This is a genomic window from uncultured Nostoc sp. (assembly GCF_964245445.1).
In the GTDB taxonomy this organism is placed as follows: Bacteria; Cyanobacteriota; Cyanobacteriia; order Cyanobacteriales; family Nostocaceae; genus Nostoc.
Map to the genome: position 1 here is coordinate 1 of NZ_CAXTNE010000198.1, position 15,503 is coordinate 15,503.

Consider the following 15,503-nt stretch of genomic DNA (forward strand, 5'->3'; position numbering starts at 1 on the left):
GAGTGGGGAGTGAGGAAAAAATTTTCCCATCTTCAAAATCCAAAATCATTCCTTTTCCCCAACGAGATCAGCAGTCACAACAACAACCAAAAAAAGCAAGTTTTTACTTTCCCAGTCCGAAGGTACAAGTGGGGTATTGGTGGAGACATCTGACTAAGAGCTATCCTTTCTATGCCCAACAAAGCGCTGCTGATTGTGGCTCTGCTTGCTTGGTAATGATTGGTAACTATTGGGGGAAGCATTTTAGTATCAATCGCCTGCGGGATATGACCAACGTCAACCGCAGTGGTGCATCTCTAAAGGCTATGGCAGCAGCAGCAGAAAACCTGGGTTTTGCCACCCGTCCGGTGAAAGCCACTCTTGATAAATTAGCAGAACAACCTTTACCTGCAATTGTGCATTGGGAAGGCAAACACTTCATCGTTGTCTATGAAATCAGCAAAAAGCGGGTGATTGTATGTGATCCGGCTCTTGGTCAACGCAGCCTGACAAAAGCTGAATTTCAAGCAGGTTGGAGTGGTTATGCATTGTTACTGCAACCTACAGCTTTATTAGAAAATACTAAAAACGAAAGTACAAGCTTCTGGAAATTTTTTGAGTTAATCAAACCTCACTATCGGACACTATTAGAAATCTTTATAGCTTCGGTATTAATTCAATTATTTGGACTGGTAACGCCAGTATTCACTCAGTTGTTGCTCGATAGAGTACTTGTGCAACGTAGCGTTACAACCCTAAACGCTATTGGTTTGGGGATGATTATTTTTGGGTTATTTGGTGTGGCTGTCAACGCTGTACGGCAATATCTTCTATTTCATACTGCTAACCGCGTTAGTATCTCCCTACTCGTAGGTTTTATCAAACATACCTTCCGCTTGCCCCTTTCTTATTTTGAGTCGCGTTTTGTTGGGGATATAGTCTCACGCATCCAAGAAAACCAGAAAATTCAGCAATTCCTTATTGGTCAAACACTCTCCATCTTGTTGGATATGCTGACATTGGTGGTTTATCTGGCTTTAATGTTCTCTTATAGCTGGCGGATGTCATTATTCGTGCTATGTACTATACCGCCATTTTTTATCTTGGCGCTGGCTAGCACAAGTATTTTGCGCCGCATCTCCAGAGAAGTTTTTAATGCAGGCGCTAAAGAACAAAGCTATCTCATAGAATCCCTTAGCGGAATTCGTACCGTCCGCTCATTGTCAATTGAACAGACTGTGCGCTGGCGTTGGGAGGAACTGCTGAATGATTTGGTCAAAAAAGGCTTTAATGCTCAAATAATTGGTAATCAGCTGCAAATTATCAGTGGCATTATCCAAACTTTTGTGAATACTGCATTGCTGTGGTATGGAGCAACCCAGGTAATTAATGGCGAACTGACCATTGGACAATTAGTTGCTTTCAATATGTTGGTGGGTAATGTCTTGAGTCCTTTCCAACGGCTATCTATGCTGTGGAATCAATTGCAAGAAATCGTGATTTCCACCGAACGCATAAATGATGTGTTGGAGGCGGAACCAGAAGAAAACTTAGAAACTAAACCCCGGAAGGCGTTGGGTAAGCTACGCGGTCACATTAGCTTTCATAATGTCACCTTTCGCTATCACTCAGAAAGTGAGACTAACGTTTTAGAAAATCTTAACTTTGAAATCCAGCCGGAACAGATGGTTGCAGTTGTGGGGCGCAGTGGTTCTGGAAAAACAACCCTGAGTAAATTGATTTTAGGTCTATATCCACCAACAGATGGCAAAGTACTCATTGATGGTCGTGACATCACTAGTATTTCTTTGCGATCGCTCCGTTCTCAAATCGGCGTTGTAGACCAAGATACCTTTCTCTTTGGTGGGACTATTCGAGAAAACATTGCGATCGCTCATCCAAATGCCTCTTTAGAAGAAACTATCCAAGCAGCGAAATACGCTGGAGCCGATGAATTTATTCAAAAACTACCGATGGGTTACGAATCCGAAATTGGTGAAGGCGGCGGTATGCTTTCTGGTGGACAACGCCAACGCCTAGCGATCGCTCGTGCTTTGCTCGGAAATCCTCGGTTATTACTGTTTGATGAAGCCACCAGCCACCTAGATTCTGAATCAGAACGAATTATTCAAAACAACCTCAAAACAATTCTTCAAGGACGCACAAGTGTAATCATTGCCCATCGCCTCTCTACAGTCCGCAACGCTGACTTGATTCTGGTTTTAGATCAAGGCGTTTTGGTAGAAAGCGGTACTCACGACGAGTTAATCGCTAAAAAAGGTCATTATTACTACCTGAATCAACAACAACTGGCTCAAGTTAGTTGAAATTGGGCATTGGGCATTGATAAATAATATTTCTTCTCCCCCTACTTCACCACTCCCTATCTACTGTTATCGGAACTAAAACTATGCCATCTCCCAATAGATCATCCCCGCTTCCTCAAGATCAGACAGATAAGTATCAAAGTTACACACAGCAAGAGGAATCTGTAGAGTTTAACAAGCAGACAGAGGTAGAAAATAACAGTCAAGATTTGTACTACGGTACTGAAGCATTGCTCAATGCTTTACCTCAGATTTGGACTCGTGGTTTGTTGTATGTACTCATAGCCTTTGCTGGTCTTTTTTTACCTTGGGCAACTTTCTCGAAAGTAGATGAAACTGGTAGTGCTAGAGGGCGTATAGAACCTAAAGGCGCAACTCAAAAATTAGACGCTCAAGCTGGTGGGAGTGTCAAAACAGTTATGGTGAAAGAAGGAGATACAGTCAGAGCCGGTCAAGTTCTAGTAGAACTAGAGTCTGATGTTTTGCAAACGGAACTGCAAGAAGTCCAGAGCAAATTGCAAGGGCTACAAAATCGGCGATCGCAACTGGAATTGCTCAAAAATCAACTGCTAATTTCAACTAGCCTCTTAGAGCAACAAAATAAATCCCAAGAATTAGAAAAAATGGCTCAAGTTAACCAGGCGCAGCAAAACCTGGATGCCAAACTGAGTAGCTATAACCTCCAAAAGTTAGAAAAGCAAGCATTAGTTAAGCAAGCACAACAGCAGATTTACACGACTCACAACGATCAGCAATCGGCTAAAAGTCGTTTGAGTATAGATTCTAGGCAAGTTCAACGCTTTAGCAAACTCGTTCAGGATGGTGCAGTTTCTGCAACTCAAGTCGATGAACTCAAAAAAGAAGAACAAGAAAGCAAACGACTCTATAGTAAGGCTATATCAGATATTAAACAAGCACAATTGCAGTTAGCAGGAGAGCTAAATCGTTATCAAGTAACTATCAATACGTTGGAGTCTGATATCAAACAAGCAAAACTCCGACTGCAAGAAGAACAAAGTAGCTATAAAAGTTTGATGCAAGCCGGAAAACTAGCTGTAATGAAAAATCAGGAACAGCTAAAAGACCTACAGACGCAAATAACAGCAGTGCAATCAGAAGTCGCTCAGACTAAAAGCCAGATTATATCTATAAGAGTTCAAATAGAGCAACGAGTGGTGCGATCGCTGATTAATGGGGTGATTTTTGAATTACCCACCACGAAGCCGGGAGCAGTAGTACAACTCGGTCAAAGGATTGCCCAAATCGCACCCAAGAATGCAGACTTCGTACTCAGAGCTAATATGCCTAATCAGGATAGTGGTTTTTTGAAGGTAGGAATGCCAGTTAAAGTCAAGTTTGATGCCTATCCCTTCCAAGAGTATGGCATCGTCCAAGGGAAAGTTACTTGGATCTCTCCTGACTCGAAAATTACCCAAACACCCCAAGGGAACATCGAAAACTATGAGTTAGAAATCACCTTAGATCAGCAGTATGTCGAAAATGGCAACAAACGTATTCCATTAGGTGCCGGTCAGACAGCAAATGCTGAAGTCATCATTCGCCAACGGCGGGTGATTGATTTTGTTTTAGATCCGTTCAAGAAACTGCAAAAAGGCGGTTTAGAGATTTAGTCAGAGCGATACCTACGGTGTTCACTGAGCAGCGCCGTTCGCGCAGCGTCTTGTAGAGAACTGCGACAAGCTACGCACTGGAATTAGGAAATACGACAAAGGAGATAAAAAAATAAATAACTCCTAACTAACTTACAATGCCCCATGCCCTTAATTATTGGAGATATCGTGTTATGCCCCACAGTCTGAGGATTTCTAGTTCAGATATCATTCACAGCCTCAAGCTCTCCTGTCAGATACCTGATGTAGTCGAGGCGATCGCATCGCAAAGCATCATTACCGAAGCAGCTCAAGAGCTAGGAATTACAGTTACACCAGAAGAACTACAGCAAGAAGGAGATAGCTTAAGGTTTGCTAAGAAGCTTGTTAAAGCTAAAGACACCTGGACATGGCTCGAAAAACACCACCTGTCTGTGAATGAGTTTGAAGAATTAGCCTACAACAACATCCTTTCGGGGAAGTTAGCAAATCATCTATTTTCTGATCAACTCGAAAAGCACTTTTATGAACACCAATTAGATTATATCGCCGCCGTTACCTACGAAGTCGTCTTCGAGGATCGAGACTTGGCTTTAGAGCTTTTTTTTGCTCTAGAAGAAGGCGAAATCAATTTTCCTGAAATTGCTCGTTTATATATTCCAGAACCAGAACTCCGCCGTGCTTATGGATATCAGGGACTGCGATACCGCAAAGATTTTCGCCCAGAAATTGCAGCAGCTGTATTTGCTGCTGTACCGCCAAATGCCCTCAAACCGATTACGACACCCAAGGGAGTGCATTTAATTTGGGTGGAAGAAATTATTCAATCCCAATTAGATGAACAATTGCGCCAAAAAATCATTACAGAATCATTTTCTCATTGGTTAAAGCAACAAATCAACGCGATGAGAATTGTCACTCAGATAGACTCTGACGGCTCGCAGGAGGATTTGCTAGATATGTCATTCACCAAAACTAAATAGGTGATAAAATTGCAATTCTTTTTGTAGCTAAATATTATTTCTAACTTAAGATAGATGTCTATATTTTATAAAATGTTATTCAATTCAAAGTTTAATATGTTTTCGTTTTCTCTATTTGATAAATACATTCGCTAAATTCTATTTTAGCGCGATTAAAAGCTTAAAATAAATCGCCATTAACCTTAATTGGCAGTAAAAATTTTAATTACTGTCTAATTTTTTGTATCTGCTTTTGTTTTTAATTAATATTTATTTATGGTTGTTTTAAGCATTATAAATACTAATATTTTTTAATAAAATATCCTTCAAAATAGTATTGACTTTTTTGATAAATAAATTATAGTAATTATGTGGCTAACAAAAACAAGTTTGTAACGCCAAATATTCTGCAAAAACTTACAACTTTCAGGAGAAACTCAAATGATTATTTCTGATCTAAACTACTTGGAAAATACCTCTGAAGAAATTCTTGGTGGTCGTGGTACTAACATTGCTAACGTCTACACAGCAGACAAGAGAGTTACAGCTGTTGTTAATGAAAGCTTCACCAAGACAGTTACCACTAACTTGAATGGTATCCAAGGAAACACTGCTGAATTAGTTGTTAGTGCTGATTCTACTGGTAACAGAACATTCACCAGCGTAATTGGTGGTGTACAAACCGAAGACTATCGCTCTGAGACTTTTGTTAACGCTATTTCTGCTACCGTTAAGTAAAACTTGATCCAACTGGATTAGTTAAGCTTAAGCCTAAAAAGAAAAGCAGGTTAAAGTGAGTATGAAAACCAACACTCCATAGCAATTGTTTTGTTGGGTTATCTTGTACTCTACTCAACCTACTGTTGGATGTTGAAAAATTGCTGAAAACTATAAATAAAAATAGTTTTCAGCAGTTTTCTAAATTCGATTCAATGTTAACACAGTTAATTAGACAACTGCAAGACTTACCGCTTTATTCAACGCCCTCTTTGTTGATGTGGGAAGCCTATTGTCAAGTCAAGTAAACTAGCGCCTTCAAAGTTCAGCATCTAACAACTGCCACACTTGAGTTTTAATATCATAAGTATCTGTCAAATTAACAGGAAAGAGGGCAAGGAGCAGAAAGCTTGGGAGAGAACCCCATAAATAAATTTAGGGCTGCTGAAAGCTTAGACGCATTATTTCTTGTGCCATGCATCTTGAAATAAGTATTTAACATTAAGATTAAGCATAAATAAATTTATTTGCCCTGAAATCCTCTATTGCTGACAAATCATACCATTTTATCCCCTGCTCCCTGCCTTTTTGGTCAAGTTCATATTGTATATCTAGCAGGATCAAGAGGAAATGTAATGAGCAGTATTTTTGTCACAGCTTTATCCTACCTCACTAGGAGGGGTGCCGGCGGTAACATGAAAGTCGGGACTACTTCCCCTACAGGATTAACAATCAATACGAGTGAAGAAGGTTTTGTACGCGGAGCAACATCGAATAGAAGTACCGTGATAGCCACTAATTCTTTCATTACAAGTAACATGAACGATTTGCTATCGGGAGATCAAAATAACGGTACTTTCGTCAGCAACTTAGGCACTGATACACTTACCAGAGGTGCTGATGGCAGTTTATTTCTTGGTACAGCAACAACTTATTCTGGGCCTTCTAATGTAACTACTGATTTTAATACACCTTTAGGTGATGGAATTGGGACAGTAGCAAATAATAACCTGTTAGACAACTTTGGATTTACAGGCTTAAATTCGATAGTCGATAGTTTCCTGTGAGGGTCTAATTTAGTCTATTTTTAGGGCAGTTTTTACGAATCGAATATTTTTGGGTAAAACAATAATTTAGCAATGAACCTACTGCTCAAAAATAGCTAAAAGGATGTTTTAAAAGTCCTTTTATTGGGATTAAAACCTTTTATATCCTCCTAAATCCACCTTTTTTAAGGGTATTTTGATTCTGGTTTACCCTTTTAAAACATCCTTTTGGATGATTACCCACTAAACATTGGCAACTTCAACTAAGAATTTGCGAGGTAAACAATATGGCATCTATACAAACAAGTGACAGCAACGATATAGGAAACATTAATAATGATAAAATCACGAATCTTTTTAATCGTAGTAACGATATCTTAACCGGGAGAGGCCTTAATAACAATACATCTGGAAGTCGGAGTGGCATTTTACAAGGAACTAACGGCAACGATCGATTAAATGTCCCACAAGGAAACACTAATACTAAGAGTTACACGATTTTTGGTCTTGGTGGTAACGATACTTTGACCGGGGGAGGCGGTAATGACAAGATATATGCAGGTATCAGTGGTAATTCCCTATTGAATGGGGGAAATGGGAATGACAAATTGTTTGGCAACCTCGGTGACGATACCCTAAATGGGGGTAGCGGTAATGATGAGCTGAGTGGAAGTCTTGGTAATGACTTGCTAAATGGGGATAGTGGCAATGATACGCTCCTTGGAAGTCTGGGCAACGATACCCTTAATGGGGGACTCGGAAATGATAATCTTTCTGGAAGTGCAGGGGATGACCTTGTTTTTGGAGATGCTGGCAATGACACCCTCGATGGAGGTCAGGGTAGTGACGTAATATTTGGGGGCGATGGTGATGATATTCTGCTTGGAGGCCCTAGCGGCTCTCCTGATGCTCCGGAAGGATTCTTTGAGGACTTTCTCGTAGGGGGTGCTGGTAGTGACACTCTGAATGGATTTGGCGTTGGTGGAGGAACATCAGATGGTGATGGGACAGCAAAATTATTTGAAAGAGATGTGTTAGTAGGCGGCGGTGCAGTTGACACAAGCGGCAACGTCACAAATATTTCTGGCGACGGCGTGAAAGATGTATTTGTGCTTGGGGATGCGAAAGGCGCTTTTTATACAGCTGCTGGCGACAAGGACTATGCTACTATTTTGGGCTTTGAGAAGGGTATCGATCAGTTGCAACTTAGTCCGGCTGTGACTTATAAACTTCAAACTAAATCTCAGATAAGTGAGCTTGATACTTTTATTTTCGCCCAACTTCCTAGCGGTAATGACCTCATTGCGATTGTAGCAAACGTTGACCTGACAAGATAAATATAAGTCATGTTCAATAGAACATAAAATTAACAATACCTTGTTTGTGGTCAAGATTATTATGCGATCGCAAGGCTTGAACCAAGAATATAAATAATATTTAAGCAACTTAGGTTAATAGTAAAATTTACAACTTTGTCAGACAAAAAATATGGCAATTTTCCAAGGAAGTAACGCCGATGATACCCTCAATGGGGATAGCAATAACGATAGCCTTAATGGAGGTCTTGGTGATGACTTGCTTTTTGGGAATGCTGGCAATGACACCCTCAATGGAGATCAGGGTAGTGACGTAATATTTGGGGGCGATGGTAATGATAATCTGATTGGAGGTCGTAGCGGATCTCCATCTGCTCCTCAAGGATTCTTTGAGGACTTTCTCGTCGGGGGTGCTGGTAGTGACACTCTGAATGCATTTAGCGCTGGTAGAGGAACATCATTTGAGAGAGATGTGTTAGTAGGTGGCGGTGCGGTTGACAATCAGGGCGACGTCACAGATATTTCTGCCGATGGCGTGAAAGATGTATTTGTACTTGGGGATGCGAATAGCTCTTATTATATATCTGCTGGCGAGAGGGACTATGCTACTATTTTGGGCTATGAATTGGGTATTGATCAGTTGCAACTTAGTCCAACTGTGAATTATAAACTCGAAACTAAATCTCAGATAACTGAGCTTGATACTTTGATTTTCGCCCAACTTCCTAGCGGTTCTAACCTAATTGCGATTGTAGCAAACGTTGACCTGACCAGATAGATATGGCTCATCATCAATAGAGGATAAAATTAACAATACCTTGTTTGTGGTCAAGAATAATTTAGATGCGATCGCCCTGGATAACAAACATTACTGCTGCAATTATGAGATTGTGCGATCGCTACACCCAAAATTCTACAAGGTAGGGTTGCATACACTCATACATCTTTGTAGACAAAGTACTTAACAGGATAAACAGCAAAATATTATGCGACCAGAAACACTATTTTTACAGCCAATTGTAAATCCAATTCCTAATCCCAACCCTAACTTTACTAACGCTAAAGGGGTTGCTTCTTTCTCAAATTATAGTCAAAAGCCCTCAGGAACTTTGACTAAAACTCAGATAAAGACTTTGATTGACAGTGGTGTTGCTATTGCTACGGTTCAAGCCGGAGCTGTTTTTAACACTGACCCGACTTTTTCTTCGTTCTTTAGTGACATTAGTGGCATTGGATTAGATGGTTCTTTCGCAGGAAGTGCCAAGAATAAAATGCAAGTAATTGCTAGTTTTAAAATTGCTGCTAATAAAAAATTCTCTTTCGATTTTTTCGCAGACTTAGCACTAACAGCTAAAGAAATTGAAAATTCTGCTATTGAATATAACCAGGCCAAGGGGAAAATTAGTTTTTTGGCACTAGATACCACAAATCCTGATAAACCTAAAGTATTAGATTATTTCGGTATCCAAGGTAAGTTAATTTCCTCTAAGCATATTGCTGATTTGGAATATTCCAAAAGTAGTAATGTTACTATTAAGACTCGCCCACAAACTACTGATATTGGTGGCGATAATGGCAAGGACTCCATTACAGGAAAGGCCATTGGTAGATATCAAAAAACCTTTAAGCATGACACAAACATAACAATAGTACAAATAAATGCCAGTAATATTACTTTTTTAGGAGATACTTTAATCAACAATTTAGGTAAAGATGTTATTTATGGCACGGTTGGGAAAGATGATCTTAAAGGAACTAACAGTGGAGATAAAATTTATACCAGCTTAGGGGATGACAAGCTGGACGGAAGGAAAGGCGATGATATCCTCGAAGGCGGCCAAGGCAATGATACCCTATATGGGGCCCAAGGCAATGATAGCCTAAATGGCGGTTCGGGTGATGACGTTCTAATTGGTGATGCTGGGAATGATGTTTTAGTTGGTGGCGACGGCCATGACAAATTTGTTTTCAACGTTAGTGGCGAAAGCTTCTTGTCAAGTGAGCTTGGTGCTGTTCAAGATTTACTAGTTGGTATTGGTATCAATATCGGTCTTGATAATCTTTTCAACGTTAGCGATAAATTCTTGAAAAGTGAGTTTGATGTGATTCAAGATTTTAAAATTGGTATCGATAAGATTGAATTCAAGGGTTGGGGTGATATTAATGCTGATAGTTGGTTACATGAGATGTTTTCTCAAGGAAATCTAACTGATACTAAAGATGGCCTTCTTTTAAATTTTAATTCTGGAGAGACTCAAGAAACATTACTGCTATCAAATGTAAATTCTAAACAGTTTAACTCTGATTCGCTCATATTTTATTAGAATAATTTCATAGTAACGCTTTGTGTAATTCGTAATACCTGAATCCTTACGTTTTTAGACAATAGCCACTAAGATGAAATCAGGTATGTAAAAACGATACGGATGACACTACAAGACGCACGAGAATACGCATCAGCAACCGAGCGCAATCGTGAACCAATTCTAGAAGTACTTTTACAAGTATTGCCTAAGAGCGGCACGATCTTGGAAATTGCCAGTGGTACTGGTGAACACGCAGTCTTTTTTGCGCCCAGACTCAGAGATTGTATGTGGTTACCAACAGATACAAATCCACAAAGAAGAGCCAGCATTATTGCATGGACTGAACACAATGTATGTAATAGTATCTATCCACCGCTTGAGCTTGATGTTAGAGAACCAGTTTGGGCGGTGGAGGAGGGGACAGTAACCCAGTGGCTGGATAGCTCGCCGATTACCGCTATCGTCAACATCAATATGATTCACATTTCACCTTGGTCAGCCTGTCTGGGGCTAATGGCAGGGGCGGGTCGTATCTTAAAAGCAGGAGGTATTCTCTATTTGTATGGACCCTTCAAAGAAGGTGGAGAACATACAGCACCGAGCAATGCAGCTTTTGACAACTTTTTACGCGCCCAAAACCCAGAGTGGGGTATACGTAACTTGGATGATGTTGTAGCAGCAGCTAGCGCACAAAATCTGACCTTGAAACAAACTTACCAAATGCCAGCTAATAATCTTTCAGTAGTGTTTCAACGAAAATCGGCGGGAATCTCATCTTAACAAGAGGGGTGGGAGGAATAGCCGTCCCCCGATTAACTGATTAGTCAATTACAGCCATGTTAAGAAAGATGTGTGTATGGATAGCTCCCAAAGGGAAAAGTACGGAATACGACGCTGTGCGCCTGTTCCTCAAGGGTTTTCAGTTAGCTATCCTTATAAAAGAACTGAAAATTTTTGAAGTGTGAATTTTGAAATTGATTATGACTAATCCTACAGAACTACTGCGATCGCGCTACGGTGAAATTCCCTTCAATCCCGCAATTGAATGGAATGATTCTCTAACAGCACTACTATCTCACCGTTCAATCCGGTCTTATCTATCCGATCCTTTACCACCGGGAACTCTGGAGTTACTAATTGCAGCCGCCCAATCTGCATCTACTTCCTCTAATTTGCAAACCTGGAGTGTGGTAGCAGTCGAAGATCAAGAACGCAAAGAGGAGTTATCTAAACTAGCAGGGAACCAAGCACATATTAAGCAGGTTCCTTTATTTTTGGTTTGGTTAGCAGACTTAGCGCGTCTAAATTACGTTGCTGACAGTCGCGGCATATCTCATGATGCCCTGGAATACCTGGAAATGTTTGTGATGGCAACAATTGATGCAGCTTTGGCGGCGCAAAACGCAACAGTAGCAGCCGAGTCACTCGGTTTAGGAACAGTATATATCGGTGGAATCCGCAACCATCCGCAAGAGGTAGCAGAGATATTGAATTTGCCCTCCTCTGTGTATGCTGTATTTGGGCTGTGTGTAGGCTATCCGAATCTAGAGGTAGAAGCAGCGATTAAGCCACGATTGCCACAATCAGCTGTGCTGCACCGCGAAACTTATAAATTGGCAGATCAAGAAGAAGCGATCGCTCACTACAACGAGATCATCAAAGAATTCTATACTGAACAAAAGATGAATATCCCTGGCGATTGGTCAGAACACTCAGCCCAAAGGATCGCAACCGTAGAATCACTCAGAGGACGCGATCGCTTACGGGAAGTTCTCAATCATCTTGGCTTCAAATTGCTGTAAACAAGAAGAATCAAGATTATGGATTTGCAACTCCGTGGTAAAGTCGCCTTAGTGACTGCTGCTAGTAAAGGTTTGGGCAAAGCTACAGCGAAGCAATTTGCCCATGAAGGTGCAAAAGTTGCCATCTGCGCTCGCAGTGAGTTTATTGACAAAACTGCTGCGGAGATTGCAAGCGAAACAGGCACAGAAGTGCTATCTCTGCGTGCAGACGTTACCAGTCAGGCAGATATTGAGCGGGTTATTAATGCCACAGTAGAGAAATTCGGCGGGTTGGATATCCTCGTTACCAACGCCGGGGGCCCGCCTTCTGGCACTTTTGATGATATCGATTTGGCAACTTGGGAAACTTCTATCAATTTGACTTTGCTGAGTACAGTCCGCTTGGTAAAATCCGCTTTACCTCACTTACGCCAATCTACAGCACCGGCGATTCTTACCATCACCTCAACCTCAACTAAACAACCAGTCCAAAATCTGGTGTTGTCTAATTCCATTAGATTAGCAGTGATTGGTTTAACTAAAACTCTCAGCCAAGAACTGGGTAGCGATAAAATTCGCGTCAACAGCATTTTACCAGGCTGGACATATACAGAACGGGTAGAAGAATTAATCAACGCGCGGATTGCTAAAAGTGGTGAAACAAAAGAAGCAGAAATTGCTAAACTTAATGCGGCAGTTCCTTTAGGTCGCATCGGGACACCAGAAGAGTTTGCCAATGTCGCAGTATTTCTGAGTTCACCAGCTGCATCATTTGTGAATGGAGTCATGCTGCAAGTAGATGGCGGAGCTATTCAGGGCACATTTTGAGCAGTTTGACAAAAGTAATTTTGTCTGAACCTTTTACAAATGACCTCTAATATCAAGTCCGGTGAATCACTTATGATTACCGTATCTGTGCAAAAATCCCACAAGCCTCTTTCCCTCTGCTCCCTGCCCCCTGCCCCCTGCGGTCTTAATGATAAATATTTTACCGGACATGATATAACAGTTTGGGTATTGCTGCTGAATGCTTAGAGGTTGTTTGGAAAGTCATATAAATCTTAATAACCTATTAAAATTCAAATTTTTTGTAGATACTCAGGCGGGACATGATCCACTAACCAAACACCATTAGCAGAACAATAGAAGATGTAACCCGCCTGATGCATTGCCGCAGTATGTACTGCAAAAATTACTGGTTTTCCATATCTTGCGCCAACAGTTTTTGCTGTTGCAATATCCTTCGATAAATGGACATGATGTCGTGACATTTTGCAAAGTCCTGTTTGCAGAATTGACTCTACAGATTTACGCCCCGTGCCATGATAAAGCTCATCTGGGGGAACAACAGGTTCTAATTGTAAATCGACTTTTATACTATGTCCTTGGTTCGCACGAATCAGAGTACCTGTAGAATCAAAAGAAAAGCGTTGTTTATCGTTGGATTCAACTACTGCCTCTAACTCCTGACGGGTAATCGGAAACTTGTTTTTAGCACAAGCAGTAAGTAGTTCATCAATAGCAACCCAACCACTGGGAGCAAGTTTAATTCCAATTGCATCCGGTGTGTGTCGCAAATATTTGCTGAGATATTTGCTAATTTTGACGAGGCGAGAATCACTCATAAGATTGTGGTTGGCATAAATTATACTACAAAAATATATTTTTAATGTTACATTACAATTTTCATTGATGGTTTTACTTTGTGTAAATTGACAAAATTTGTCTGCCTATCATGGCTAATGCCACTCCAACCATGACAATCAGTGTCACCTTCCCACCAGGAACGAGTGATTGATTTATGCTATCTGAGTTTTCTCGTTCTTGACGTTGCTTCCAACTCATTAATGCCGGAATAATTCCACCTAAAACTGAAATACTAAATGTTCCAGTGTAATCTAGGGCAGTAAAAAAGATACTGGGATTGAGGGTTCCGAGAGTCATTGGAGGGAAAAGAGCTAGCGAATAGAGGGGTAGGCGACTAGAAAGTTTGCCCTGTGCAATTAGGAAAATATCTTTGAGCAAATCCAGCAATCCGTACACAAATCCAATGAATGATGTAGCGATCGCAAACTCTGAAAAAATAGATAATAGGATTCCTAACCATTCCCCCGCACTACCTGCTCGGAGAATTTGCAGTGGGTCAAAAACACTTCTACTGTTAGATGTGCCATGTAGCATATCGGGACTGACGCTTCCTAAAATTACGGCATTCCACGCCAAGAACATAATTAGAGGAATCACAGAACCAATAAAGATGGACTGACGAATTTTGCTGGCATCTCCTTCGAGTTGCGTCACAATCACTGGCACAACGTTTTGGAAAAATAACGCCACAGACATCACTGAAATGGCACTACCAAGGGCACTCCAGTTCTGAAATAACAGTTGGCTACTCTGAATGTGTCCTCCTGCTAACAACAATAGTCCCAAAAAGGAAACGATGACAATTCCGACAAAGGCGCTGTTTAATTTCTCAATAAACTTTTCCCGCCCAAGATACATAATCCCACCAAATAAAAGCGTGAAAGTCGTTGTACCCACCCACGTAGGCAATATCTGCACACTCCAAATTTTTGCTACCGCAGATCCTAAAATCTCTCCGCCTTGAGTGATGTATGCCACCAAGAGAGCATAGTGCATGAATAAATATGCCCCCCCTGCAAGTCGTCCTCCCACTTTTCCAAGGATCTTCTCAACAACTCCCAAAAAACCCATACTCGGATGCCCTTCTGTTCGCATCGTGTTTAAGGTCACTTCTGCAACCAGTAACCCTGAAACTAAAGCGTAGAGCCAAACAGCAATCAATCCAGAAGTGGATGGCACAATCCCAGACGGCAAAGTAACGGCTGGTAAGGCGAGAATCCCAGCCCCAACAGTGGTTCCCGCAATTAATGCAGTACTCCCTAATACACTACCAGGTTGATGATTAAGTTTGTTTCCATCAAATTCGAGATGAGAAAACAACCGAGTGACTTGCTCTGAATCTTGGAAAACAGTCTTTATCGGAGCCATACTGAATATCCGTACTTAAACCAAAAAGTTAATATTAACATATGTAAATTTTTTTCTAAAAACCCTGATAGCTATCTCGTTTTATAACCCTCTGGGTAGACGGCGGCGATGACTGTGAGCCATTCACGGACATCCAAAAATTAAATTACTCAATTCCTGTATCGAATGCAACTATCAGGTTTCTTCTGCCCCTGCTGCCCCTGCTCACTAAGGCTACGGTGTACACACAAGTCGGAAAAACTTCATTTAGCAAAGATTTGCAGTAGGTTACGCTGGTGTGACAAAGCTAAATTCTTGCAATCATGGCATACGCATTTATTATTTCGGCGTACGCATTTGTTATTTCGGCGTACGCATTTGTTATTTCGGCGTACGCATTTGTTATTTCAGCGTGTCCATAACGCACCCTACGAAACTACTAGAAGAGTTGAAACCTATGCTGGT

Annotated in this window: 13 protein-coding genes; 11 read left to right on the top strand and 2 right to left on the bottom strand. The window is 40.9% G+C overall.

The annotated features are described in order from the left end of the window. The 11 genes from ACFE90_RS26360 to ACFE90_RS26410 form a co-directional block, all read left to right on the top strand. Positions 1-2,306, top strand: a 2,306-nt coding sequence (locus tag ACFE90_RS26360; RefSeq protein WP_375505386.1) for a peptidase domain-containing ABC transporter, incomplete at its 5' end; no start/stop codon positions are given. Between the two features lie 83 nt (positions 2,307-2,389). Next, positions 2,390-3,937, top strand: coding sequence for an HlyD family efflux transporter periplasmic adaptor subunit (locus ACFE90_RS26365; protein WP_375505387.1), 1,548 nt, complete (start codon positions 2,390-2,392; stop codon positions 3,935-3,937). 173 nt (positions 3,938-4,110) lie between these two features. Continuing rightward, a complete protein-coding gene (locus ACFE90_RS26370) occupies positions 4,111-4,899 on the top strand; it encodes a peptidylprolyl isomerase (RefSeq protein ID WP_375505388.1) in 789 nt (262 codons plus the stop codon). Between the two features lie 420 nt (positions 4,900-5,319). After that, positions 5,320-5,616 carry a hypothetical protein gene (locus ACFE90_RS26375; RefSeq protein WP_375505389.1) on the top strand — a complete coding sequence of 99 codons (297 nt, stop codon included), beginning with the start codon at positions 5,320-5,322 and terminating at the stop codon, positions 5,614-5,616. A gap of 614 nt (positions 5,617-6,230) precedes the next feature. Further along, positions 6,231-6,662, top strand: coding sequence for a hypothetical protein (locus tag ACFE90_RS26380; protein ID WP_375505390.1), 432 nt, complete (start codon positions 6,231-6,233; stop codon positions 6,660-6,662). A gap of 266 nt (positions 6,663-6,928) precedes the next feature. Further along, a complete protein-coding gene (locus ACFE90_RS26385) occupies positions 6,929-7,978 on the top strand; it encodes a calcium-binding protein (RefSeq protein WP_375505391.1) in 1,050 nt (349 codons plus the stop codon). 151 nt (positions 7,979-8,129) lie between these two features. Further along, positions 8,130-8,735, top strand: a complete 606-nt coding sequence (locus ACFE90_RS26390) for a calcium-binding protein (RefSeq protein WP_375505392.1) — start codon at positions 8,130-8,132, stop codon at positions 8,733-8,735. Positions 8,736-8,943: 208 nt separating this feature from the next. Then, on the top strand, positions 8,944-10,281 hold the full coding sequence (locus ACFE90_RS26395) for a calcium-binding protein (protein ID WP_375505393.1): 1,338 nt from the start codon (positions 8,944-8,946) through the stop codon (positions 10,279-10,281). Between the two features lie 102 nt (positions 10,282-10,383). After that, a complete protein-coding gene (locus tag ACFE90_RS26400) occupies positions 10,384-11,043 on the top strand; it encodes a DUF938 domain-containing protein (RefSeq protein ID WP_375505394.1) in 660 nt (219 codons plus the stop codon). Positions 11,044-11,243: 200 nt separating this feature from the next. After that, the gene (locus ACFE90_RS26405) at positions 11,244-12,065 is read left to right on the top strand and encodes an NADPH-dependent oxidoreductase (RefSeq protein ID WP_375505395.1); all 822 of its coding nucleotides are present in this window, start codon (positions 11,244-11,246) and stop codon (positions 12,063-12,065) included. Positions 12,066-12,083: 18 nt separating this feature from the next. Continuing rightward, positions 12,084-12,872, top strand: coding sequence for an SDR family oxidoreductase (locus tag ACFE90_RS26410; RefSeq protein WP_375505396.1), 789 nt, complete (start codon positions 12,084-12,086; stop codon positions 12,870-12,872). A 251-nt stretch (positions 12,873-13,123) separates the two neighbouring features. Here ACFE90_RS26410 and ACFE90_RS26415 read toward each other — a convergent pair whose 3' ends face one another. After that, positions 13,124-13,669 (bottom strand): RNA 2'-phosphotransferase, encoded by a 546-nt coding sequence (locus ACFE90_RS26415; RefSeq protein ID WP_375505397.1) that lies wholly within the window; start codon positions 13,667-13,669, stop codon positions 13,124-13,126. A 73-nt stretch (positions 13,670-13,742) separates the two neighbouring features. Then, positions 13,743-15,059, bottom strand: coding sequence for an amino acid permease (locus ACFE90_RS26420; RefSeq protein ID WP_375505398.1), 1,317 nt, complete (start codon positions 15,057-15,059; stop codon positions 13,743-13,745). Positions 15,060-15,503 lie beyond the last annotated feature (444 nt).

Excerpts from the sequence above, each read along its gene's own strand:
- ACFE90_RS26400 (WP_375505394.1), top strand. The coding sequence starts at position 10,384 with ATGACACTACAAGACGCACGAGAATACGCATCAGCAACCGAGCGCAAT.
- ACFE90_RS26365 (WP_375505387.1), top strand. The coding sequence starts at position 2,390 with ATGCCATCTCCCAATAGATCATCCCCGCTTCCTCAAGATCAGACAGAT.
- ACFE90_RS26390 (WP_375505392.1), top strand. The coding sequence starts at position 8,130 with ATGGCAATTTTCCAAGGAAGTAACGCCGATGATACCCTCAATGGGGAT.
- ACFE90_RS26375 (WP_375505389.1), top strand. The coding sequence starts at position 5,320 with ATGATTATTTCTGATCTAAACTACTTGGAAAATACCTCTGAAGAAATT.
- ACFE90_RS26370 (WP_375505388.1), top strand. The coding sequence starts at position 4,111 with ATGCCCCACAGTCTGAGGATTTCTAGTTCAGATATCATTCACAGCCTC.
- ACFE90_RS26405 (WP_375505395.1), top strand. The coding sequence starts at position 11,244 with ATGACTAATCCTACAGAACTACTGCGATCGCGCTACGGTGAAATTCCC.
- ACFE90_RS26395 (WP_375505393.1), top strand. The coding sequence starts at position 8,944 with ATGCGACCAGAAACACTATTTTTACAGCCAATTGTAAATCCAATTCCT.
- ACFE90_RS26410 (WP_375505396.1), top strand. The coding sequence starts at position 12,084 with ATGGATTTGCAACTCCGTGGTAAAGTCGCCTTAGTGACTGCTGCTAGT.
- ACFE90_RS26385 (WP_375505391.1), top strand. The coding sequence starts at position 6,929 with ATGGCATCTATACAAACAAGTGACAGCAACGATATAGGAAACATTAAT.
- ACFE90_RS26420 (WP_375505398.1), bottom strand. The coding sequence starts at position 15,059 with ATGGCTCCGATAAAGACTGTTTTCCAAGATTCAGAGCAAGTCACTCGG.
- ACFE90_RS26415 (WP_375505397.1), bottom strand. The coding sequence starts at position 13,669 with ATGAGTGATTCTCGCCTCGTCAAAATTAGCAAATATCTCAGCAAATAT.
- ACFE90_RS26380 (WP_375505390.1), top strand. The coding sequence starts at position 6,231 with ATGAGCAGTATTTTTGTCACAGCTTTATCCTACCTCACTAGGAGGGGT.